Annotated in this window: 22 protein-coding genes; 10 read left to right on the forward strand and 12 right to left on the reverse strand. The window is 58.3% G+C overall.

Annotated features, from left to right (window positions below):
- The first annotated feature begins 231 nt into the window (after window positions 1-231).
- Together acnB and yacL are read left to right on the forward strand one after the other, a co-directional pair.
- Window positions 232-2,829, forward strand: coding sequence for a bifunctional aconitate hydratase 2/2-methylisocitrate dehydratase (gene acnB, locus B3797_RS15510; RefSeq protein ID WP_311783074.1), 2,598 nt, complete (start codon window positions 232-234; stop codon window positions 2,827-2,829).
- Between the two features lie 152 nt (window positions 2,830-2,981).
- Entirely contained in the window at window positions 2,982-3,344 is a 363-nt protein-coding gene (gene yacL, locus B3797_RS15515) for a protein YacL (RefSeq protein WP_311783073.1), read from the forward strand.
- Window position 3,345: 1 nt separating this feature from the next.
- Here the strand turns inward: yacL and B3797_RS15520 are convergent, their stop codons facing one another.
- Both B3797_RS15520 and B3797_RS15525 read right to left on the reverse strand, forming a co-directional pair.
- Complete coding sequence (locus B3797_RS15520) at window positions 3,346-3,774, reverse strand: type II toxin-antitoxin system VapC family toxin (protein ID WP_311791536.1); 429 nt, start codon at window positions 3,772-3,774, stop codon at window positions 3,346-3,348.
- Window positions 3,771-4,025, reverse strand: a complete 255-nt coding sequence (locus B3797_RS15525) for a type II toxin-antitoxin system Phd/YefM family antitoxin (protein ID WP_311791537.1) — start codon at window positions 4,023-4,025, stop codon at window positions 3,771-3,773. The genes B3797_RS15520 and B3797_RS15525 overlap by 4 nt, the downstream gene beginning before the upstream one ends.
- 180 nt (window positions 4,026-4,205) lie before the next feature.
- Here B3797_RS15525 and bla point away from each other — a divergent pair, with 180 nt between their 5' ends.
- Window positions 4,206-5,075, forward strand: a complete 870-nt coding sequence (bla, locus tag B3797_RS15530; protein WP_311791538.1) for a class A beta-lactamase — start codon at window positions 4,206-4,208, stop codon at window positions 5,073-5,075.
- Window positions 5,076-5,134: 59 nt separating this feature from the next.
- Here the strand turns inward: bla and B3797_RS15535 are convergent, their stop codons facing one another.
- The 4 genes from B3797_RS15535 to B3797_RS15550 are packed head-to-tail and all read right to left on the reverse strand — an operon-like array spanning window position 5,135 to window position 9,552.
- Window positions 5,135-6,454 carry an MFS transporter gene (locus tag B3797_RS15535; RefSeq protein ID WP_311783069.1) on the reverse strand — a complete coding sequence of 440 codons (1,320 nt, stop codon included), beginning with the start codon at window positions 6,452-6,454 and terminating at the stop codon, window positions 5,135-5,137.
- Window positions 6,455-6,496: 42 nt separating this feature from the next.
- A complete protein-coding gene (locus B3797_RS15540) occupies window positions 6,497-7,450 on the reverse strand; it encodes a phosphoglycerate dehydrogenase (RefSeq protein WP_311791539.1) in 954 nt (317 codons plus the stop codon).
- Between the two features lie 58 nt (window positions 7,451-7,508).
- Window positions 7,509-8,393 (reverse strand): dihydrodipicolinate synthase family protein, encoded by an 885-nt coding sequence (locus B3797_RS15545; protein WP_311791540.1) that lies wholly within the window; start codon window positions 8,391-8,393, stop codon window positions 7,509-7,511.
- A 10-nt stretch (window positions 8,394-8,403) separates the two neighbouring features.
- On the reverse strand, window positions 8,404-9,552 hold the full coding sequence (locus B3797_RS15550; RefSeq protein WP_311791541.1) for an iron-containing alcohol dehydrogenase: 1,149 nt from the start codon (window positions 9,550-9,552) through the stop codon (window positions 8,404-8,406).
- A 189-nt stretch (window positions 9,553-9,741) separates the two neighbouring features.
- Between B3797_RS15550 and dtnK the strand changes: the two genes are divergently transcribed.
- The 3 genes from dtnK to B3797_RS15565 are packed head-to-tail and all read left to right on the forward strand — an operon-like array spanning window position 9,742 to window position 12,742.
- A complete protein-coding gene (gene dtnK / locus B3797_RS15555) occupies window positions 9,742-11,001 on the forward strand; it encodes a D-threonate kinase (RefSeq protein WP_311791542.1) in 1,260 nt (419 codons plus the stop codon).
- A complete protein-coding gene (locus B3797_RS15560; RefSeq protein ID WP_311783064.1) occupies window positions 10,994-11,974 on the forward strand; it encodes a D-threonate 4-phosphate dehydrogenase in 981 nt (326 codons plus the stop codon). Before dtnK ends, B3797_RS15560 begins: the two co-directional genes overlap by 8 nt.
- Window positions 11,975-11,980: 6 nt before the next feature.
- The gene (locus tag B3797_RS15565) at window positions 11,981-12,742 is read left to right on the forward strand and encodes a DeoR/GlpR family DNA-binding transcription regulator (RefSeq protein WP_120455779.1); all 762 of its coding nucleotides are present in this window, start codon (window positions 11,981-11,983) and stop codon (window positions 12,740-12,742) included.
- A gap of 42 nt (window positions 12,743-12,784) precedes the next feature.
- Here B3797_RS15565 and speD read toward each other — a convergent pair whose 3' ends face one another.
- The 3 genes from speD to B3797_RS15580 form a co-directional block, all read right to left on the reverse strand.
- Window positions 12,785-13,594, reverse strand: a complete 810-nt coding sequence (speD, locus tag B3797_RS15570) for an adenosylmethionine decarboxylase (RefSeq protein ID WP_126688998.1) — start codon at window positions 13,592-13,594, stop codon at window positions 12,785-12,787.
- A gap of 14 nt (window positions 13,595-13,608) precedes the next feature.
- Window positions 13,609-14,478, reverse strand: a complete 870-nt coding sequence (gene speE, locus B3797_RS15575; RefSeq protein ID WP_311791543.1) for a polyamine aminopropyltransferase — start codon at window positions 14,476-14,478, stop codon at window positions 13,609-13,611.
- A 104-nt stretch (window positions 14,479-14,582) separates the two neighbouring features.
- Window positions 14,583-14,930: a YacC family pilotin-like protein gene (locus B3797_RS15580; protein WP_081138496.1), complete on the reverse strand. Its 348-nt coding sequence runs from the start codon at window positions 14,928-14,930 to the stop codon at window positions 14,583-14,585.
- A gap of 180 nt (window positions 14,931-15,110) precedes the next feature.
- On the opposite strand from B3797_RS15580, the gene cueO reads away from it, so the two are divergent.
- Entirely contained in the window at window positions 15,111-16,727 is a 1,617-nt protein-coding gene (cueO, locus tag B3797_RS15585; protein WP_311791544.1) for a multicopper oxidase CueO, read from the forward strand.
- On the opposite strand, the gene B3797_RS15590 is transcribed toward cueO, so the two are convergent.
- Window positions 16,728-18,011 (reverse strand): cystathionine gamma-synthase family protein, encoded by a 1,284-nt coding sequence (locus tag B3797_RS15590; protein ID WP_311791545.1) that lies wholly within the window; start codon window positions 18,009-18,011, stop codon window positions 16,728-16,730. It lies immediately after the preceding gene.
- A gap of 271 nt (window positions 18,012-18,282) precedes the next feature.
- Between B3797_RS15590 and hpt the strand changes: the two genes are divergently transcribed.
- From hpt to B3797_RS15605, 3 genes are all read left to right on the forward strand, one after another.
- Window positions 18,283-18,819 (forward strand): hypoxanthine phosphoribosyltransferase, encoded by a 537-nt coding sequence (gene hpt, locus B3797_RS15595; RefSeq protein WP_120455789.1) that lies wholly within the window; start codon window positions 18,283-18,285, stop codon window positions 18,817-18,819.
- A 223-nt stretch (window positions 18,820-19,042) separates the two neighbouring features.
- On the forward strand, window positions 19,043-19,966 hold the full coding sequence (locus B3797_RS15600; protein ID WP_311783060.1) for an ABC transporter ATP-binding protein: 924 nt from the start codon (window positions 19,043-19,045) through the stop codon (window positions 19,964-19,966).
- Entirely contained in the window at window positions 19,963-20,733 is a 771-nt protein-coding gene (locus tag B3797_RS15605; protein WP_311783059.1) for an ABC transporter permease, read from the forward strand. The genes B3797_RS15600 and B3797_RS15605 overlap by 4 nt, the downstream gene beginning before the upstream one ends.
- Window positions 20,734-20,938: 205 nt before the next feature.
- Here B3797_RS15605 and panD read toward each other — a convergent pair whose 3' ends face one another.
- Together panD and B3797_RS15615 are read right to left on the reverse strand one after the other, a co-directional pair.
- Window positions 20,939-21,319 (reverse strand): aspartate 1-decarboxylase, encoded by a 381-nt coding sequence (panD, locus tag B3797_RS15610; RefSeq protein WP_033793535.1) that lies wholly within the window; start codon window positions 21,317-21,319, stop codon window positions 20,939-20,941.
- A 40-nt stretch (window positions 21,320-21,359) separates the two neighbouring features.
- Window positions 21,360-21,505, reverse strand: a 146-nt coding sequence (locus tag B3797_RS15615; RefSeq protein ID WP_311791547.1) for a pantoate--beta-alanine ligase, incomplete at its 5' end; no start/stop codon positions are given.

Here is a 21,505-nt window from a genome sequence, read left to right on the forward strand (position 1 = left end):
CATTTTGCAAACAACCTCTGACGCTGCGCCGTTCCCCGCCAGCTAGCCCAAAAACTCAAAAACCGCACTTTTTTACCCTGTTAATTATGTTGTGTTTTTGTAAACAGATTAACAAACAGCCTAAACCCTGCTATGCTGCCCCACGCGGAACCGGGCACCTTACCCTACTCATGGAATGCTTTGTCACCAGGGTGCACCGGAAACCCATACAATGTGAGCGAGGAGAACGTCGTGCTAGTAGAATACCGTAAGCACGTTGCTGAGCGTGCAGCCCAGGGGATCGTACCTAAGCCGTTAGATGCTTCCCAGATGGCCGCGCTGGTTGAACTGCTGAAAAACCCGCCAGCGGGTGAAGAAGAATTCCTGACCGATCTGTTGGTCAACCGTGTCCCACCCGGCGTTGATGAAGCCGCCTACGTTAAAGCGGGTTTCCTTGCCGCGGTGGCTAAAGGCGAAACGACCTCTCCTCTGGTATCCCCCGAAAAAGCGATTGAACTGCTGGGCACCATGCAAGGCGGTTACAACATCCATCCGCTGATTGACGCGCTGGATGACGCGAAGCTGGCACCGATTGCCGCGAAAGCGCTGTCGCACACGCTGCTGATGTTTGACAGCTTTTACGACGTTGAAGAGAAAGCGAAAGCGGGCAATCCCCATGCGCAGCAGGTAATGCAATCCTGGGCGGATGCCGAGTGGTATTTGTCACGCCCTGAGCTGGCAGAAAAAATTACCGTCACCGTGTTCAAAGTGACCGGCGAAACCAATACCGACGATCTCTCTCCGGCGCCGGATGCATGGTCACGTCCGGATATTCCACTGCACGCGCTGGCGATGCTGAAAAACGCCCGTGAAGGCATCAACCCGGATGAGCCTGGCAACGTCGGCCCGATCAAGCAGATTGAAGCGCTGCAGGCTAAAGGCTATCCGCTGGCTTATGTCGGCGACGTCGTTGGCACCGGCTCTTCTCGTAAATCAGCGACCAACTCCGTACTGTGGTTCATGGGCGACGATATCCCGAACGTCCCGAACAAAAAAGGCGGCGGTCTGGTGCTGGGCAGCAAAATCGCGCCGATTTTCTTCAACACCATGGAAGATGCGGGCGCGCTGCCGATCGAAGTGGACGTTGGCGAGCTGAATATGGGCGACGTGATTGACGTCTATCCCTATAAAGGCGAAGTACGCAACCACGAAACCGGCGAGCTGCTTGCCAGCTTTACGCTGAAAACCGACGTGCTGATCGACGAAGTGCGCGCGGGCGGCCGTATTCCGCTGATTATCGGTCGCGGCCTGACCAGCAAAGCGCGTGAATCACTGGGTCTGCCGCACAGCGACGTGTTCCGCCAGGCGAAAGACGTTGCTGAAAGCACGCGTGGCTACTCGCTGGCGCAGAAAATGGTTGGTCGTGCCTGCGGCGTCGACGGCGTCCGTCCAGGCGCCTACTGCGAACCGAAGATGACCTCGGTAGGTTCTCAGGACACCACCGGCCCAATGACGCGCGACGAGCTGAAAGATCTGGCGTGCCTTGGCTTCTCCGCCGATCTGGTGATGCAGTCATTTTGCCACACCGCCGCCTATCCGAAGCCGGTCGACGTCAATACGCACCATACGCTGCCGGACTTCATTATGAACCGCGGCGGCGTATCGCTGCGCCCGGGTGACGGCGTGATCCACTCCTGGCTGAACCGCATGCTGCTGCCTGACACCGTCGGCACCGGCGGCGACTCGCATACCCGCTTCCCGATCGGCATCTCGTTCCCGGCAGGTTCTGGCCTGGTGGCCTTCGCCGCCGCGACCGGCGTAATGCCACTCGATATGCCGGAATCAGTGCTGGTACGCTTTAAAGGCAAAATGCAGCCGGGCATCACGCTGCGCGATCTGGTGCATGCGATCCCGCTGTACGCGATCAAACAGGGTCTGCTGACCGTTGAGAAGAAAGGCAAAAAGAACATCTTCTCTGGCCGTATCCTGGAAATCGAAGGTCTGCCGGATCTGAAAGTTGAGCAGGCGTTTGAGCTTACCGATGCCTCGGCTGAGCGCTCGGCGGCGGGCTGTACGATCAAGCTGGATAAAGCGCCGATTATCGAATACCTCAACTCCAACATCGTGCTGCTGAAGTGGATGATCGCAGAAGGCTACGGCGATCGCCGCACGCTGGAGCGTCGTATTCAGGGTATGGAAAAATGGCTGGCGGATCCGCAGCTGCTGGAAGCGGACGCCGACGCCGAATACGCTGCGGTAATCGAGATCGACCTGGCTGATATCAAAGAGCCGATTCTGTGCGCGCCGAACGATCCGGACGACGCGCGTCTGCTCTCTGACGTACAGGGCGAGAAGATCGACGAAGTCTTTATCGGTTCGTGCATGACCAACATCGGTCACTTCCGTGCGGCAGGTAAACTGCTCGACAGCCATAAAGGCCAGCTGCCGACCCGTCTGTGGGTTGCGCCGCCGACTAAAATGGATGCGGCTCAGCTGACTGAAGAGGGCTATTACAGCGTCTTCGGCAAAAGCGGCGCGCGTATTGAGATCCCGGGCTGCTCGCTCTGCATGGGTAACCAGGCGCGCGTGCAGGACGGCGCGACGGTGGTCTCCACCTCAACCCGTAACTTCCCGAACCGTCTTGGTACTGGCGCGAACGTCTACCTGGCATCGGCTGAACTGGCTGCGGTCTCTTCGCTGCTTGGTAAACTGCCGACGCCAGATGAGTATCAGCAGTTTATGGCGCAGGTGGATAAAACCGCCAGCGACACCTACCGCTATCTCAACTTTGACCAGCTTAATCAGTACACCGATAAAGCGGACAATGTGATTTTCCAGACTGCGGTCTGAGTGACTCACTAAAATACAAAGGGGCGATAATCGCCCCTTTTTCTTTTGCCTTTTCCCCGCAATAATGTCGCCCCGATCTCACTTTAGCGTTGATGATGCGCACACTCTATTTTAGTGCGGATTACTCGCGTCATTAACCAAAGGGTTAGCCCATGGAATACGAATTTTTACGCGATCTCACCGGGCAGGTGAAAGTACGCATGTCGATGGATCACGAGGCGGTGGGCCACTGGTTCAACGACGAGGTCAAAGAAAATCTGGCGCTGCTGGATGAAGTAGAAGCCGCCATGCGCGCTATCAAGGGCAGCGAGCGCCAGTGGCAGCGCATCGGCCATGAATATACGCTGTGGATGGATGACGAAGAGGTCATGATCCGCGCCAACCATCTCGCATTAGAGGATGACGGGCTGGAAGAGGGGATGAATTACTACGATGAAGAGAGCCTGTCGTTCTGCGGCGTTGAAGACTTTCTGGCCGTCATAAATGCCTACCGTCAGTTTTTACAGGGACGCTGAGTCAGCGCGCCCATTCCCAGGGATTAGCCAGCTGCGCGCCCATACCGGTAAAGTCTTTCACGTTGCGCGTTACCAGCACCATATCGTGTTGCCAGGCGATGGCAGCGATGATGGCATCGTTCGCTGAACGCCGATCTGGCACATGCAGCCGAGCGCAGTAGCGCGCCGCTTCAGCGTCAAAGGGCAGAATGCGGTCGCTGAACTCAGTTAAAACCGCCATTTCAAACCACTCTCGCAAACGGGCTGCCTGAGCGCGATCGCGGCGCGCCACCTGCGCGATGCCTTTCTCTATCTCCATAATGGTGATCACCGAGAGAAACATATCACCGGCATCAACGGTTTCGGTCCATGCCGAAACGCCGGGATCGATGGCGCGCGTGCGCGCCTTACGCAGTTCCGAAATGACATTGGTATCGAGCAAATATCTCATGAGAAATCGACGTCCCTGAACTCTGTATTGCCGCGTTCCGGCTCAAATTCGATGGTCGCGACATCCGGCATCGCCAGCGCGTCCTGAATATTGCGGCGTGTACCGGTCAGTTTTTTATACGCCTCAAACGTGAGCAAAACATGAGCGGGCTTACCGCGGTCGGTAATGTAGACCGGACCTTCCTCTGCTGCTTTTTTCGCGTTCGAAACCTGCTGGTTAAACTCTCTGCTCGACAGCGTAAAAATTTTCATCGCACGCCTCCTGAATGTAGTGATGTTGCTACATTTTAGCGGGATTGCGCGTTTTTTCAACTGTCAGGCAGCATGACTATAACGTCAATGGATACAGCTAACGACTTCCCGCTTTACTCTTTGCGTAGCGGCGCGCAACAGGGCAAGCTCTGAACGGACAAAAAATTAAGGACGACCCTCATGTTTTCTCTGACAAAACTTACCGCTGTTTCCCTGCTGCTTAGCGCAGTGGCCGCTCACGCCTCGATAAATAACGACGCCGCGCTGGCGGCCGTCGCGAAGCAGGAGGAGCAGGCGCTGAAGGCGCGTATCGGCATTGCCGTAATCGATACCGCCACAGGAAGCGTCGCGCGCTATCGCGGCGATGAGCGCTTCCCGCTCAACAGTACGCATAAAGCGCTACTGTGCGGTGCGCTGCTTAGCCAGCAGGATAAGGGCAAGCTGAAGCTCTCGGAACGTACGCAGTTCGACCGCGCTGCGCTGGTCACCTGGTCACCGGTGACTGAAAAATCTGTCGCGCCCGCCACCATGAGCTGGCAGCAGCTCTGCCATGCGGCCATCGCCTACAGCGATAATACGGCGGCGAATCTGATTGCGAGAAAGCTAGGCGGTCAGGCGGCGGTTAACCGCTTTTTCGCTGATCTTGGTGACAAGGTGACGCGGCTGGACCGCTTTGAGCCAGAGCTAAACAGCGCCATACCCGGCGATATGCGTGATACCACGACGCCGGTCGCCGTCAGTGAGACGCTGCAAAAGCTAACGCTGGGGGAGGCGCTGAAACCCGCCTCACGCGCACAGCTGGTGCAATGGATGCGCGACGATCGGGTCGCAGGGGCATTGTTACGTTCGGTTTTACCGGCAGGCTGGTCAATTGCCGACAAAACCGGGGCGGGGGAGTACGGCTCGCGGTCGATTATCAGCGTGGTCTGGCCGGAAAACGGCAAGCCGCTGATTATCGCTATCTATGTGACGCAAACAGAGGCGACGCTCGCGCAGAGCAATGCGGCTATCGCCCGTATCGGCAAAGCGATTTTCGCCGCGGCGCGCTAGTTTGATGCAAAACGAGAAAAGGCTCTGAACACCGTCAGAGCCTTTTTTGCAGGCCACCCTCAGACGCCGCTGGTGACAGCCCGAGGCTGATGAGCCTTCTCTTCATCGACGATAGGCTCAACCTTGCCCATCAGGAACAGGTAGTTGAGGATCCCTATCACCACCAGCACGGCGGAAAAGACCAGCGCCCAGGTAAAGTTGCCGGTCGCGCCGACAATCGCGCCAGTAATAATGGGGCCGACCGCGCCGCCCATATTCGACACCGTATTCTGCAAACCGGCGACGATAGAGACGCTGTTCTTCGGCGCGACGTCGCCCGGCAGCGCCCAGACCTGCGAGGCGGCCACGGTGGTGCCTGACTTGGCGATACAGAGCAGCAGCACGGTCATAAACACCGAGTCGGTAAAGGGCGCGAAGCCGATACACAGCGCCATCAGCAGACCGATGGTAAGGAACAGTTTGCGCGTGGCGGTCAGCGACAGCACCTTTTTATGCACCATACGATCGGACGCCCAGCCCGCCAGCACCTCAATCAGCATACCGCAGATCAACGGCAGCGCGGCGACAAAGCCCATCTTCAGGAAATCCATACCCTTATCTTTCACCAGATAGGTCGGCAGCCAGGTAATAAAAAAGTAAGAGGTGTAGTTAATGGTGAAAAAGCCGATGCACATCGCCCAGATATTGCGGTAGCGCAGCAGTCGGTACCACCTCATCGGACGCACCCCTTTTTCGCCATGATTTTGCGCCTGACCGTCGCGGATCAGGCGAACTTCACTTTGATCGATCTTTTTATGATCTTCCGGATTCTCGGCATAAACAAAATACCAGGCGATCACCCAGAACAGGCCGATCGCGCCGATCGCCAGGAAGGTGATGCGCCAGTCCACCATGGCGATCATCCAGACAATGAGCGGCATCGCCACTGCGCCGCCGAACTTCGAGGCGCTGTCGAACAGGCCCGACACGGTGGCGCGCTCGCGATCCGGGAACCAGCGCGCGGCGATACCCGCATTGCTGGGGTAGGCGGCCGCTTCGCCGACGCCCAGCGCCAGACGCAGCGCCAGCAGCGACTTGAAGCCGGTCGCCAGTCCCATCGCCATGGTGGCGATCGACCACCAGCCGACCGCGATGCCGAGGCCTTTTTTCTGGCCGAAGCGGTCGGCGAACCAGCCCGCAGGAATTTGCAGCAGCGCATAAGACCAGAAGAAGGCGGCCATAATCAGGCCCATCATTTCTGGATCGATCTCTAGTTCGGTGATCAGGTGCGGTGCGGCGGCAGAAAGAACGGTTCGGTCAATATAGTTAATAGCGACCGCCAGCCACATCAGGCCAGCGATCCACCAGCGGATCCTGGTCGAGCGCGTCGTAGGGTTCATTGTTGTTTTCCACTCGAATCGGGTTGCAGATCAAGGCGGCGCTTACGCCAGCCCGTTCATTACGTTTACCGGCCGCTCGCCCTGTCTGACGCACTGCACAATCTGCGCCACGCAGCGTTCGCCAATGGCGCTGATAGCGCCGTCGGTATAACCGGCGATATGCGAGGTCGGGATAAAACTGGGCAGGCTAAAGAGCGGGTGCGTCGTCAGCGGCTCCTGCACAAACACATCAGCCGCCGCTCCGGCGATCGTCTGGTCCTGTAGCGCATGGAACAGATCCGCTTCATTCACTACGCCGCCACGCGAGACATTGATCAGAAAGGCGCTTTTCTTCATGCGGCGCAGGCGCGCGGCGTCGAACAGATCGCGCGTCTCGTTGGTCAGCGGCGTATGCAGCGTGATGAAATCGCTCTCCTCCGTCAGCCGATCGAGGCTAACAAAAGTAACGCCCTGTTCGGCGGCAAAGGTCTCGTCAGGGTAGAAATCAAAGGCGATGACGCGCATGTTGAAGCCTTTCGCGCGCAGCGCCACCTGCTTGCCGATGTTGCCCAGCCCGATAATGCCCAGCGTTTTGCCGTAAACGTCGGTGGCGAAAATGCGTGGCCAGCCGCCCGCGCGCGTTTCTGTCGCTGCCTGCGTCACCTGACGCGCACTGTTGAGGATCAGCGCAAAGGCGAAATCGGCGACGGCATGCTTGTTGGCGTCCGGCACGTTAGTGACATAAATTCCACGCGCGCGCGTGGCGTCAAGATCGATATTGTCGACGCCGACGCCGTGCTTGCAGACAATTTTTAACCCTGGTGCCTGGTTAAGCAGCGCTTCGTTCACCTCGGTGAAGGCGACAATCATTGCCACGGTATCCGGCAGATGCGGAGCCAGTGCTTCCGGCGGCGCGTCGGCGGGCAGGGATATCAGTTCAAAGCCGTGCTGTTTCAGGGTTTCAATCGGCGTCGTGTCATATCTGGCGAACGACGGCGAGGTGCAGATTACTTTCATCACGTTTCCCGGTGCTTAAGTGATACAGGCAAGGGCAGCAATGGCCGCCCTGACGGCCTTACTTCAGGTACTGGTTGACGACCTGACGGATTTTTTGCTCTTCGTCGGCGCTGAAACGCACCGCATAGCGGCTTTCGCCAACATCGTAGCCAAGCAGAGCGACCGCTTTCTTCACCGCGGCCGGTGAGAAGCCGATGCTGTAGAGGTCGGTACGCAGGCCGGTCACGTTTTCCTGCGCCGCGCGCGAACCGTCAATGTCGCCTGCGCTGAAGCGCGCCCATATCGCATTGATCTCTTTCGGCGCGGCGTTGGCCAGGCCGGAGATACAGGCGGAGCAGCCATCAACGAAGCCCTGATGGATCAGCGAGTCCGGGCCGTTGAGGACGTTAAAGTTATCAATGCCTTCCGCTGCTTTAATAAAGCCGCTCAGGCTTTCATAGCTGCCCGCCGAATCTTTAATGCCGATAATATTGGGATGCGACGCCAGGGTGCGTACGGTTTCGGGCTGCAGCGTATTGCCGGTGCGCGCCGGGATGTTATAGAGGAACAGCGGCACGTCGAGCGCGTCAGCCACTGTCTGATAGTGATAAATCAGCTCTTCCTGCCTGAGCGGCACGAAGTAAGGGGTGATCGCCGATACCGCATCCACGCCCAGCTTTGCAATCTGTTTGCCGAGGCGGATGGTTTCGCGCGTCGAGATTTCGCCGATATGCGCCACCACCGGCGCGCGGCCGTTAACCTCATCGACGCAGGTCTCCGTGACCGCGATTTTTTCCTGCTCGTTCAGCACAAAGAACTCGCCGTTGGTGCCGCCGCAGAAGATGCCGTTGCCTGCCGCCAGCTGACGCTTAATCTGCTCGCGCTGGGCGGTGGGATTCAGGGCGCCTTCCCGATCAAAGCAGGTGACGATAGCGGTCAATACGCCGGTTATTTTCTGACTCATACAATCCTCTTTATTCCTGGTGTGACGGGAACAGCGTCAGGTAGACGTCACGGACGTCGCTGGCGCTGACGGCAGCGGGCACGTTCTTCATCAGACGTTGAACGTCGAGCGCGGCCTCCACTAAGTAGGGCAGGTGATCCGGGCCGATGCCAAGCTCTTCAAGGCTGGCTGGCAGCTTCAGACGTTTAACCAGCGCGGTGAAATAGTCCACCAGCGCGTGCGATTTGGCCTCGTCATCCAGCGCCGGATTGGCATCGGGCAGCAGATCGTAGGCCTGCGCGAATTTGCTCACGGCGGCAGGACGCACAAAAGCCATGCAGGGCGCCAGCAGAATGGCGTTGGCAACGCCGTGTGGCAGGTGATATTTGCCACCCAGCGGATAGGACATGGCGTGCACCAGGTGCGTACCCGCATGGGCGATCGCCGCGCCGCCGTAATAAGAGGCCCAGAGCATATCCAGGCGCGCGCGCAGGTTATGCGGCTCTGCAACGGCGGTTTCGAGGCTGGCGAACAGCTTTTTCATACCAATCAGCGCGTAGTTGTCGCTTACCGGGTTCGAAACCGTGGCGGTGAAGCATTCGATAAGATGACAAAGGGCGTCGATACCGGTTGAAGAGGCGATATGCGCCGGCATGCTGGTGGTCAGTTCCGGCACCAGCGCCACGAAATCGGGCAGCATTACCGGCGAGATAATACCGACTTTCGTTTCGCGCTCCGGGATCGCCAGGATTGCATTCGGCGTCGCTTCTGAACCGGTGCCTGCGGTGGTCGGGATTAACAGTGAGGTGGTGCGCGTGGTCGGCTTTTCGCCCGCCAGCAGCGCCTCCAGAGATGGCGCGTTAACCACGCACAGCACCGACAGCAGCTTGGCGACATCCAGCACGCTGCCGCCGCCGACGCCGATCACCAGATCCACCTCACGCATGGGCAGCGCCGTCAGAATCGCCGCGACATCGTGCTGGCTCGGCTCCGGCGGCACGCTGTTGATCACGCTCACGCTGGCGATATGCTGTTTCAGCTGGGCGATTAGCGCCTGCACAGCCGGAATGGTTTCAATGTTCTTGTCAGTGACCAGCAGCGCGCTGGCTTTTCCTTTCAGCAAATAGCTAATGTCGTTCAGCGCCTGATAGCCGCTAATTACTGTGCTGTTGATCGTCATTTCACACCCTTATTACTGCGAAGCCGGACTGAATGATTGGTTTTGCTCATTACAGTGCGATATCTGTCACTTACTGTGCCTCAATTTATAGGGCATATCGATTTCAATTAATTTGATCTTGCTCACATATAATCAATCGTGATTGAATATAATCATACAGAGCGGCATGCAGCCGAATCAGGAGAGAAGATGACGCAAAGGTCATGGAAAACGCCGGTGCTGGTTATCGCCGACGATTTCACCGGCGCTAACGACGCGGGCAGCGGCCTGGCGCAGGCGGGCGCACGCGTCCATGTGCTGTTCAGCAGCGAGACGCCGCTGGATGCCGCCGCCGCCGACGTCTGGGTGATCAGCACCGACAGTCGCGCCATCAGCGCACAGGAGGCAGCGGCACGCACTGAGGCTGTAGTGCATCGACACCAGGCCTTTATTACGCAGGGCTGGTTGTTTAAAAAGATCGATTCCACGCTGCGCGGCAATGTCGGCGCTGAAGTGCGCGCCGCGCTGGCCGCCAGCGGTAAAAACCGGGCGCTGATTGTGCCCGCAGTGCCTCGGCTGGGACGCGTTACGCGCAACGGAGAGGTGCAGGTAAACGGCGTGCCGCTGACCGAGACTGAATACGCCAGCGATCCAAAAACGCCGGTGGTCAGCGCCCACGTATTAACGCAGCTGGGGATCGACGGCAGCGAGATCGATCTCGCCACGCTGCGCAGCGATCGCTTTGCTGCGCTGCTGGCCGAACAGCAGGGGGCTGTGGTGATCGATGCGGAGCAGGAGAGCGATATTGCGCGCATCCTGGCCGCCGCAGCGCAGCTGGATGAAACGCCGCTGCTGGTTGGCGCCGCCGGACTGAGCGACGCGCTTGGCGCGCAGCTTGCCGCACGCGCCGCCGCGCCGGTTCTGGCGGTGATCGGCTCGATGAGCGCCAGCGCGCAGCAGCAGATCGCCCGGCTGGCGGCACAGCGCGATATTGCGCTGGTGGATATCGATATCCGTCAGCTGTTTGCGCAACCTCGCTGGCCGGAAAGCCCGCAGTGGGTGGCGCAGGCGCTTGCCGCGCTGCGCGCGGGTCGGCATACGGTGATTCGGACCTGCCAGCGCGCCGATCAGCGCCACGAGATTGACGCGCTCTGTCAGCAGCATCAGCTAACGCGCCAGCAGCTTGGCGAGGCGATTTGCCACTTTTTAGGCGAGCTGACCCTGACGCTCTGCCGCACGCAGCGGCCCGCCGGGCTCTATCTTTCCGGCGGCGACGTGGCGATTGCGGTGGCGCAGGCGCTGGGCGCCAGCGGTTTTCAGATTCAGGGCATCGTGGCGGGCTGTGTGCCTCACGGCGTCCTGCTTAACAGTGAATTTACCCTGCCGGTGATGACCAAAGCGGGCGGTTTTGGCGACGAAAACACCCTGGTAGCAGCCATTCGTTTTATTGAGGAGATGTCGAGTGAGTAAAATTATTGCGGTGACCATGGGCGATCCGGCGGGCATCAGCCCGGAGATCATCATCAAAGCGCTGGCGGAAGGGGACCTTAACGGCGCGCCGGCGGTGGTGGTGGGATGCGCGGCAACGCTGCGTCGCATTCTTGCCCTGAATATTACGCCGCAGGTGGAGCTGCGCGTGCTGGATAGCGTAAAAGAGGCGCACTTCGCGCCAGGCATCGTCAACGTTATTGACGAGCCGCTGGCCGAGCCGGATGCGCTGAAGCCAGGCGTGGTGCAGAAGCAGGCGGGCGATCTTGCCTGGCGCTGCGTAAAGCGCGCCACCGAGCTGGCGCTGGCGGGCGAGGTACAGGCTATCGCCACCGCGCCGCTGAATAAAGAGGCGCTGCACTCGGCAGGCCATCTCTATCCCGGCCATACCGAACTGCTGGCGCATCTCACCGACACCAAAGATTACGCGATGGTGCTCTATACCGATAAGCTGAAGGTCATTCACGTCACCACCCATATCGCGCTGCGCAAGTTCCTCGACACGCTGAACCGTACGCGTATTGAAACGGTGATCGGCATGGCGGATACCTTTTTGCGCCGCGTCGGCTTTGAAAAGCCGCGCATCGCAGTGGCGGGCGTCAATCCGCATGCCGGAGAGAACGGCCTGTTCGGCGACGAGGAGATCACCACCGTCGCGCCTGCGGTGAAGGCGATGAAGGCGCAGGGCATTGAGGTTTTTGGTCCCTGTCCGCCCGATACGGTTTTCCTGCAGTGTCAGGAAGGACAGTATGACATCGTGGTGGCGATGTATCACGATCAGGGACATATCCCGTTGAAACTGCTTGGCTTTTATGACGGCGTTAATATCACGGCCGGTCTGCCGTTTATCCGCACTTCCGCGGACCACGGCACCGCTTTTGATATCGCATGGACAGGTAAAGCGAAGTCTGAGAGCATGGCGATCTCCATTAAACTCGCGATGCAGCTGGCATAGGGAAATATGAAGGGACAAAGTCGCCTTGACCAGATTATGGACTATCTGAAAAGCCATAATCTGGTGACTGTTGATCAGCTGGTGAGCGCAATCTCCGCCTCGCCAGCAACCATTCGACGTGATTTGATTAAGCTGGATAAAGAAGGGGTGATTAGCCGCAGCCACGGCGGCGTCACGCTGAACCGTTTTATTCCGGCGCAGCCCACTACGCTGGAGAAGATGCAGCGTAACCTGGCGGAGAAGCAGGCAATTGCCCATCACGCCGCTACGTTTGTGCAGTCGGGCGATGCGGTGGTGCTGGACGCTGGCACCACCATGCTGGAGCTGGCGCGGCAGCTGACGCATTTGCCGCTGCGCGTCATCACGGCCGATCTGCATATCGCGCTGTTTCTCTCTGAATTCAAACAGATTGAAGTGACCATTATCGGCGGCCGTATCGACGACTCCAGCCAGTCATGCGTCGGTGAACACGGGCGTCGTCTGCTGCGCAGCATCAATCCCGACATCGCTTTCGTCAGCTGTAACTCCTGGAGCCTTGAGCGCGGCATTACTACGCCGACGGAAGAGAAGGCGGGGCTGAAGCGGGATCTGCTGGCGAATGCGCGCCGCCGCATCCTGCTGGCGGACAGCAGCAAATATGGCTCCTGGTCGCTGTTCTGCGCCGCGGCGATAGACGATCTGACCGATGTGGTAACTGACAGCCGCTTAGACGACGACGTATGTCGCACGCTGCGCGAGCGCGGCATTGCGCTGGCGCTGACGGAGTAGAGGTAGGCAGAGCGCGCGCTGCTGCTCACAGCGCGCATACGACTAAAACGTCTTCAACCCCACAGCCGGAATATTGCGGCCGTAGTAAATCTCGCGCATCTCCTTCCACAGCAGGTCAGTAATACGCTTATGTTCCGCCGGGCTGAGATCTTCAGGACGGGTATTAAACAGATAGTGTTTAAGGTCGAACTCTTTCAGCAGCATCTTGGTGTGAAAGATATTTTCCTGATAAACGTTCACGTCCACCATGTCATACATCGCCTTCATATCTTCCGACATAAAGTTCTGGATCGAATTAATTTCATGGTCGATAAAGTGCTTCACGCCGTTCACATCGCGGGTAAAACCGCGCACGCGGTAGTCGACGGTGACGATATCGGATTCCAGCTGGTGGATCAGGTAGTTCAGCGCCTTCAGCGGGGAAATCACGCCGCAGGTTGAGACTTCAATATCGGCGCGGAAGGTGCAGAGTCCCCCTTCAGGGTGGCTTTCCGGGTAGGTGTGCACGCAGATATGGCTTTTATCCAGGTGCGCGACGACGGAGTTCGGCAGCGGGCCGGGATGTTCCGAGTTGTCGATATCTTTAGGATCGATCGGCTCTTCGCTCACCAGAATGGTGACGCTGGCGCCCTGCGGCTCATAGTCCTGGCGCGCAATATTCAGCACGTTCGCCCCGATGATCGCACAGGTTTCCGTCAGGATTTCGGTCAGACGGTTGGCGTTGTACTGCTCGTCGATATAGGCGATATAGCCATCGCGCTCGGCTTCAGTATTCGCATAACAAATATCGTAAATACAAAAACTCAGGCTTTTGGTCAGGTTGTTGAAGCCATGCAGTTTAAGCTTTTGCAATTTGGTTCACCTCCTTATACAGGCTGTTCAGCGGACAGGGCGTTAAGCAGATATTGCGGCAGCGCGAAACTACCAGCGTGGATAGCCGGATTGTAGTAGCGGCACGCCAGGCCAGCCGCAGCGAAACGCGCTTGAAGCGTGGCGACATTAAGCTGACGCAGCGCCGGGTTATCGCTTGCCCAGGCGAAGGTCATGATCCCGCCGTAATAGGTGGGGATCGCCGCCTGGTAAAAACTGACGTCGGAGAAATAGTGGCTGAGTTTGCGATGGCTGTTGACCGCTTCCTCTTGCTGCAGAAAACAGACACCGTTCTGCGCCACGAAAATGCCGCCAGGATTCAGTGCGTTTTTGCAGCCAGCGTAAAATTCCGAGGTGAACAGACTCTCGCCCGGACCGACAGGATCGGTGCAGTCGGAAATGATCACGTCGAACTTTTCCTGAGTCTGGTTAACGAAGTTTACGCCGTCGTCGATCACCAGGTTGAGACGCGGATCGTTATAAGCGCCCTGGCTATGTTCAGGCAGATATTGCTGGCAGAAGGTCACCACGCCGGCGTCAATCTCGACCATGGTAATGCTTTCCAGCTGGGCGTGACGCGACACCTCGCGCAGCATCGCGCCGTCGCCGCCGCCGATAATCAGCACGCGCTTCGCCGCGCCGTGTGCCAGCAGCGGCACATGCGTCATCATTTCGTGATAGATGAATTCGTCGCGCTCGGTGGTCTGCACCACGCCGTCCAGCGCCATTACGCGGCCCATCTGCGCGTTTTCGAAGATAATTAAGTCCTGATGCGCGGTCTTTTCCCGGTAAAGCGTTTTGTCGACCGTGAAATATTGTCCGAAACCGGCATGAAGGGTTTCATACCACATCTCTTTTTGCGCCATGGTGGGCTCCTCTCTGATGACTTCGCCATGAAAAGAGCGGCACATGATAACCAGGAGTGACCGTGCATGCACGGTCAAATGATCGGCAGAAGGCGGGCTGCGGCTTATTTAACGTAGGCGAGCAGGCTAAGAGAGTCGCGCGCCAGCGACTTGCACTTCTTGTCGTTGGTGATGGCGATGCCGCTCAGATCTTTATAGCTCGCTTCGCCAAGCGCTTTCATATTGTAAGTGGCGTAATTGCTTAAATCCCAGCGGTTCTGCTGGGCGAAAAACACCAGAGCCTTGCGGATTTGCGCATCAGGCAGATCCTGATAGCCGCAATCGTTTTTCAGATAAACAAATACGGCGGTAAGATCGGCCAGATCTTCTGCTTCGGATTCGCTCAGGGCAAAACTGGTGGAGGAGAAGCCAAAGAGTCCTGCCAGTAACAGGATCCTGATGCTTTTCTTCATAGTGGTTCTCATTCATTAATCATCATGTGACGATAGCACAGTGACTGGCAGGATTCCGATTATTTTGCCGCGGAAAGCCCGCCCCAGCACTTTTTTCAGGCGTTTCCGCTATCAAGACTTGACCCTCCCGCAGGGGAAGGGTTTAGGCTGTGGTTCCCTTATCACACGGATGAATAAGCTATGCATCGTCGCCATTTTCTTAAACTGACCGCAGCGCTGAGCGCAGCCGGGGCGCTGCCGATCTGGAGCCGCTCCCTGATGGCGGCCAGTCGCCCGCTGCTGCCGGTTCCTTCAAGGCTGGAACCCGATCCGCGCGGCCAGATCCAGATCACCGCCATGACCGGCACCAGCCAGTGGCAGGGCAAGAATGTGGCGACATGGGGCTACAACGGCAGCTTGCTGGGGCCGGCCATTGTGCTGCGGCGCGGCAAAACGGCGACGGTTAATATCAATAACCAGCTGCCGGAAGCGACGACGCTGCACTGGCATGGGCTGGCGATCCCCGGCGACGTCGACGGCGGGCCGATGGCGCGTATCGAACCCGGCGCGACGCGGCAGGTCAGCTTTACGCCCGATCAGCCCGCCGCGACCTGCTGGTTCCATCCACATCTGCATGGCAAAACCGGCCATCAGGTGGCGCAAGGCCTGGCTGGGTTGATCCTGCTGCAGGACGATGAGACCGACAAGCTGCGGTTGCCGACGCAATGGGGCTCGGACGATGTGCCGCTGATCTTCCAGGACAAGCGGCTCACTCAGGACGGCAGCCGCATCGACTACCAGCTCGATATCATGAGCGCCGCGGTCGGCTGGTTCGGCGATATGATGCTGACTAACGGCGTACAGTATCCGCAGCAGGCGGTGCCGCGCGGCTGGTTGCGTCTGCGTCTGCTAAACGGCTGCAATGCGCGCTCTCTGCATATCGCCGCCAGCGATAACCGGCCGCTCTATGTTATCGGCAGCGACGGCGGACTGCTGGCGGAGCCGGTGAAAGTGGCGTCGCTGCCGTTGCTGCCGGGCGAACGCTTCGAGGTGATGGTCGATACCTCCGACGGCAAAAGCTTCGATATCGTGACGCTGCCGGTAGAGCAGATGGGCATGACGCTGGCGCCGTTCGATCAGCCGCTACCGCTGGTGCAGATCCTGCCGCTGCGCGTGATGGCGAGCGCCACGCTGCCCGACACGCTGGTGCAGCTGCCGCCGGTTCCCTCCGCGGAAGGCGCTAACGCGCGCTGGCTGCAGCTGATGATGGATCCGCAGCTCGATCAGCAGGGCATGGCGGCGCTGATGCAGCGCTACGGCGATAAAGCGATGGGCAATATGGGCGGGCATCACGCCATGTCATCGGAGAGCGGCAGCCACGACAAGATGGCGATGGGCGATCATGATATGTCGGCGATGGGCGGTCATGATATGTCGATGCCCGAGTCGCATAGCGCTAAAGCGGGCTACGACTTCCATAACGGCAATAAGATCAACGGCCAGGCCTTTAATATGACGAAGCCGATGTTCAACGTTACGCCCGGCCAGCTGGAGAAGTGGACCATCTCCGGCGAAGGGGACAAGATGCTGCATCCCTTCCATATTCACGGCACGCAGTTCCGCATTCTTTCAGAAAACGGCAAGCCGCCTGCGCCGCACCGCCAGGGCTGGAAGGATATGGTCAATGTCAACGGCTGGCGCAGCGAAGTGCTGGTGCGCTTTGACCACCGCGCCGCCGCCGAACACGCCTATATGGCGCACTGTCATCTGCTGGAGCATGAGGATACCGGCATGATGCTGGGCTTCACCGTCGGCTGATCAGGCTTTCTCCAGCGCCAGACGAATATCTTCCACCAGATCGCCGGCGTTCTCGATGCCAATCGAGAGGCGAATGGTAGCGTCGCTGATGCCGATACGCTGCCTGACCGCCTCCGGCACGCCAGAGTGCGTGGTGCTGCCGGGATGGCTGGCAAGCGACTCGGTGCCGCCGAGACTCACCGCCTGCTTAAACAGCGCCAGCGCGTTAAGAAAGCGGAACGCAGCGGGCTGCCCGCCGACAATATCAAACGAGAAGGTCGAACCAGCGCCGCTGCACTGCTGGCGGAAGGTGCGCCCTTCGGCGCTGTTCTCATCGAGATAGGGCAGCCACTGTAGCTTCGCCACCTTTTCATGGCCGCGTAAAAAGGCCGCCACCGCCTCGGCGTTCTGCCAGGCTTTCTCCATGCGCAGCGACAGCGTCTCCAGCGAACGGCCGATCATCCAGCTGGAGTGCGGATCGAGCTGGGTACCAATGGCGCTGCGCAGCGCACGTATTTGGGTAATCAGTGCTTTGCTGCCCATTGCCGCCCCGGCGATCAGATCGGAGTGGCCGCCGACATATTTGGTCAGCGAATAGAGCGACAGATCGGCGCCAAAATTCAGCGGGCGCTGAAACAGCGGACCGAGTAGCGTATTGTCGCAGGCGACAACCGGACGCGATCCCTGCTGCTGGCCGATCTCATCGGCGATACGGGCAATCAGCGCAATATCGACCAGGCTGTTGGTGGGGTTAGCAGGCGTCTCAATCAGGATCAGCGCTACGCGCCCCAGGCTCAGCGCCTGCTGCGCGGCGGCGCGCACTTTTTCTTCATCGGTGCCGTCGCTGAAGCCCACCGGCTCAATATTGAGGTTGTGCAGGGTTTTGCTCAGCAGCGTCTCTGTGCCGCCGTAAAGCGGCTGCGAGTGGAGGATTACGTCACCGGGACGCGCAAAGGTCAGCAGGGTAGTGGAGATGGCCGACATGCCGGATGAGAAGAGGGCGCAGCTCTCCGCCTCTTCATAGATCGCCAGACGATCTTCAACGATTTCACTGTTGGGATGATTAAAGCGCGAATAGACCAGACCGCCGCTTTTGCCTGCCGGCGGCTCGCGCCGTCCCGCCACGTAATCAAAGAAATCGCGTCCCTCTTCGGCGCTGTTAAAAACAAAAGTCGACGTCAGGAATACCGGCGGTTTGACCGCGCCTTCCGACAGACGCGGATCGTAGCCGTAGTTGAGCATCTGGGTTTCCGGATGCAGCTTGCGCTCGCCGATATGGGTTTTTTTACTGGAGTGGTCAGACATGGGATCTCCTGCTCAGCGCAGAGGTAAGATAACGATATGTTGACCACAGGCTATCATGTAGCGATTTGTTCTGTTAAAGGCCGGAAAGTTCTAAGTTTATAGCTTCCGCTCATCAGGAAGCCGCCAGCGGTGCGGCGCTGCATCTCGCCGCGTCTGACAAGCTGTGATACTCTCCTGCGAATCGCTACCTGCTCAGGTCTGAGCGGGTTCTCTCTGTTCATCCGCTGCTGAGGATGGACGATCCCTTTAAAATCAACGAGAAGTACAGGTTTTGAAACATACTGTTGAAGTGATGATTTCCGAAGAGGCGATCGCAACGCGCATTGCCGAACTGGGTAAAGAGATTTCCGAGCGCTATCGCGACAGCGGCAGCGAGATGGTGCTGGTCGGGCTGCTGCGCGGCTCCTTTATGTTTATGGCCGATCTCTGCCGCGCCGTCGAGGTGCCCCATGAAGTCGATTTTATGACCGCCTCCAGCTACGGCAGCGGCATGTCCAGCTCGCGTGACGTGAAAATCCTGAAGGATCTCGATGAAGATATTCGCGGCAAAGATGTGCTGATTGTGGAGGATATCATCGACTCCGGCAATACGCTGAGCAAGGTGCGCGAGATCCTGCGTCTGCGCGAGCCGAAATCCCTCGCCATCTGCACGCTGCTGGATAAGCCCGAGCGTCGTGAAGTCGACGTGAAGGTAGAATATGTCGGCTTCGCCATTCCTGACGAGTTCGTGGTCGGCTTCGGCATCGACTACGCCCAGCGCTATCGTCATCTGCCCTATATCGGCAAAGTGGTACCGCTCGAATCCTGAGCCTGACCGCACAATCTTCCAAGGCTGACTGCGTCGGCCTGGTGTAGGCTGTGCTCCGGTTCAGGAGTTCAGCCTTCACCTCCGCAAAAAAGTGTCCATCCAGGAAGATTTTACGCTCAGGGTGGCTCATCATAAGTAGCAACGTTGCGGCGACATCGCGTCAGCCAGCGACTCGCTATGTCCATCGCGACACACCGACATTAAAACAGGATATGGATTCGGAATGACTTATGCACTGGAACTTTCCCGGCTGACCAAGACCTATTCCGGCGGCGTACAGGCGCTGAAAGGCATAGATCTTAACGTCGAAGCCGGCGATTTTTATGCGCTGCTGGGGCCAAACGGCGCAGGTAAATCCACCACCATCGGCATTATCAGTTCGCTGGTAAACAAATCAGGCGGCAGCGTGCGCGTGTTCGGTTACGACCTTGAGAAAGATGTCGTCAACGCCAAACGCCAGCTCGGCCTGGTGCCGCAGGAGTTTAACTTCAACCCCTTTGAGACCGTGATGCAGATTGTGGTCAACCAGGCGGGCTATTACGGCGTTGAGCGCCGCGAGGCGCAGCAGCGCGCGGAGAAGTATCTGACCCAGCTCGATCTCTGGGGTAAACGCAACGAGCGTGCGCGGATGCTCTCCGGCGGGATGAAGCGTCGTCTGATGATCGCACGCGCGCTGATGCACGAGCCGAAACTGCTGATCCTCGACGAACCGACGGCGGGTGTGGATATTGAGCTTCGTCGCTCTATGTGGACCTTCCTCAAGGAGCTGAATGAAAAGGGCACCACTATCATTCTGACGACGCACTATCTTGAAGAAGCGGAAATGCTGTGTCGCAACATCGGCATTATCCAGAGCGGCGAGCTGGTAGAGAACACCTCAATGAAGGGGCTGCTGGCCAAGTTGCAGTCGGAAACCTTTATTCTCGATCTCGCGCCGGGCAGCGCGCCGCCGACGCTGGAAGGGTTTCAGTATCGCCTTGTGGATGCCTCGACGCTGGAAGTCGAAGTGATGCGCGAGCAGGGCCTGAACAGCGTTTTCGGCCAGCTCAGCGCGCAGGGCGTGCAGGTACTGAGCATGCGTAATAAAGCGAACCGTCTGGAAGAACTGTTTGTCAGCCTGGTGCAGGGCAAAGGAGTGAAAGCATGACACATTTGTACTGGGTGGCGCTGAAGAGTATCTGGGCCAAGGAGATCAACCGTTTCGCACGCATCTGGATCCAGACGCTGGTGCCGCCGGTGATCACCATGACGCTCTATTTTATTATTTTCGGCAACCTGATCGGTTCACGCATCGGCGATATGCATGGCTTCAGCTATATGCAGTTTATCGTGCCGGGTCTGATTATGATGGCGGTGATCACCAACGCCTACGCTAACGTCGCCTCGTCGTTCTTCAGCGCCAAGTTTCAGCGCAATATTGAAGAGCTGCTGGTGGCGCCGGTGCCGACGCATATTATCATCGCCGGTTATGTCGGCGGCGGCGTGGCGCGCGGTCTCTGCGTTGGGGTACTGGTCACGGCGATTTCGCTCTTCTTCGTGCCGTTCCACGTCCACTCCTGGCCAATGGTGGCGCTGACGCTGCTGCTGACGGCGATTCTTTTTTCGCTGGCTGGTCTGCTGAATGCGGTGTTTGCGCGTACCTTTGACGATATCAGCCTGATCCCGACTTTCGTGCTGACGCCGCTGACCTATCTGGGCGGGGTGTTCTATTCGCTGACGCTGCTGCCGCCCTTCTGGCAGGCGGTATCGAAGCTCAACCCTGTGGTCTATATGATCAGCGGTTTCCGCTTCGGCTTCCTCGGCATTAATGATGTGCCGCTGGTGTTTACCCTGTCGGTGCTGATCGCCTTTATCCTGGTGTTTTATATTCTGGTTTACAGGCTGATCCAGCGCGGACGCGGCCTGCGCACCTGATAAGCAAAGAAGCAGCCAGATGGCTGCTTCCGTTTAGCGCTGAGAGAGGGCGCGGGTAACAGGATCGATCGCAAAGTCGCTCAAGGCATCTTTGCTCGCTCGGCTCCTGTTACCCAGGCTTCAGCATCGAGCCGTCTGGAATAGCGGGTTATGTCGCCCGCGCAGGCGCCATCCTCCAACGCGCTTTCCGCTGCGCGCGTTAACCTCAGGCAACCTGCACCGGCAGCGCTTTCGCCAGACGCTTCATCTCATTATCGCCTTCGAAATAGGCAACTTTCGGTTGCCACTGGCGCGCTTCCGCATCCTCAACCTGCACGTAAGAACAGATAATCAGGATATCGCCTTCGCAGGCGCAGCGCGCTGCCGCGCCGTTCACCGAAATAATTTTCGAACCGCGTTCGGCGGCGATAGCGTAGGTGGAAAAACGCTGCCCGTTGGTGACGTTATAGATATCAATGGCTTCATATTGCAGGATGCCAGACGCGTCGAGGAAATCCTGATCGATGGCGCAGGAACCTTCATAGTGCAAATCCGCCTGGGTCACTTTCACGCGGTGCAGCTTGCCCTGTAAAACGGTACGAATCATAACCGAAACACCTTATTGTTCTGCCTGAAAACGACCTCGCTTACTGCGTAAGGTCGACCTGTTGATTATCAATAAGACGCGCTTTGCCCAGCCATGCCGCCATCAGGATCACCGCGCGTCGGCTCTCTACCGTCAGCGGCTCCAGCGTGTCGGCGTCGCAAATCGCAAGCCCGTCCGGGCGCAACC

Origin of the sequence: Pantoea sp. UBA5923 (genome assembly GCF_002431095.1) — a bacterium.
Taxonomy (GTDB): Bacteria; Pseudomonadota; Gammaproteobacteria; order Enterobacterales; family Enterobacteriaceae; genus Pantoea; species Pantoea piersonii.

Excerpts from the sequence above, each read along its gene's own strand:
- yacL (WP_311783073.1), top strand. The coding sequence starts at position 2,982 with ATGGAATACGAATTTTTACGCGATCTCACCGGGCAGGTGAAAGTACGC.
- B3797_RS15520 (WP_311791536.1), bottom strand. The coding sequence starts at position 3,774 with ATGAGATATTTGCTCGATACCAATGTCATTTCGGAACTGCGTAAGGCG.
- B3797_RS15525 (WP_311791537.1), bottom strand. The coding sequence starts at position 4,025 with ATGAAAATTTTTACGCTGTCGAGCAGAGAGTTTAACCAGCAGGTTTCG.
- bla (WP_311791538.1), top strand. The coding sequence starts at position 4,206 with ATGTTTTCTCTGACAAAACTTACCGCTGTTTCCCTGCTGCTTAGCGCA.
- B3797_RS15535 (WP_311783069.1), bottom strand. The coding sequence starts at position 6,454 with ATGAACCCTACGACGCGCTCGACCAGGATCCGCTGGTGGATCGCTGGC.
- B3797_RS15540 (WP_311791539.1), bottom strand. The coding sequence starts at position 7,450 with ATGAAAGTAATCTGCACCTCGCCGTCGTTCGCCAGATATGACACGACG.
- B3797_RS15545 (WP_311791540.1), bottom strand. The coding sequence starts at position 8,393 with ATGAGTCAGAAAATAACCGGCGTATTGACCGCTATCGTCACCTGCTTT.
- B3797_RS15550 (WP_311791541.1), bottom strand. The coding sequence starts at position 9,552 with ATGACGATCAACAGCACAGTAATTAGCGGCTATCAGGCGCTGAACGAC.
- dtnK (WP_311791542.1), top strand. The coding sequence starts at position 9,742 with ATGACGCAAAGGTCATGGAAAACGCCGGTGCTGGTTATCGCCGACGAT.
- B3797_RS15565 (WP_120455779.1), top strand. The coding sequence starts at position 11,981 with ATGAAGGGACAAAGTCGCCTTGACCAGATTATGGACTATCTGAAAAGC.
- speE (WP_311791543.1), bottom strand. The coding sequence starts at position 14,478 with ATGGCGCAAAAAGAGATGTGGTATGAAACCCTTCATGCCGGTTTCGGA.
- B3797_RS15580 (WP_081138496.1), bottom strand. The coding sequence starts at position 14,930 with ATGAAGAAAAGCATCAGGATCCTGTTACTGGCAGGACTCTTTGGCTTC.
- cueO (WP_311791544.1), top strand. The coding sequence starts at position 15,111 with ATGCATCGTCGCCATTTTCTTAAACTGACCGCAGCGCTGAGCGCAGCC.
- B3797_RS15590 (WP_311791545.1), bottom strand. The coding sequence starts at position 18,011 with ATGTCTGACCACTCCAGTAAAAAAACCCATATCGGCGAGCGCAAGCTG.
- B3797_RS15600 (WP_311783060.1), top strand. The coding sequence starts at position 19,043 with ATGACTTATGCACTGGAACTTTCCCGGCTGACCAAGACCTATTCCGGC.
- B3797_RS15605 (WP_311783059.1), top strand. The coding sequence starts at position 19,963 with ATGACACATTTGTACTGGGTGGCGCTGAAGAGTATCTGGGCCAAGGAG.
- panD (WP_033793535.1), bottom strand. The coding sequence starts at position 21,319 with ATGATTCGTACCGTTTTACAGGGCAAGCTGCACCGCGTGAAAGTGACC.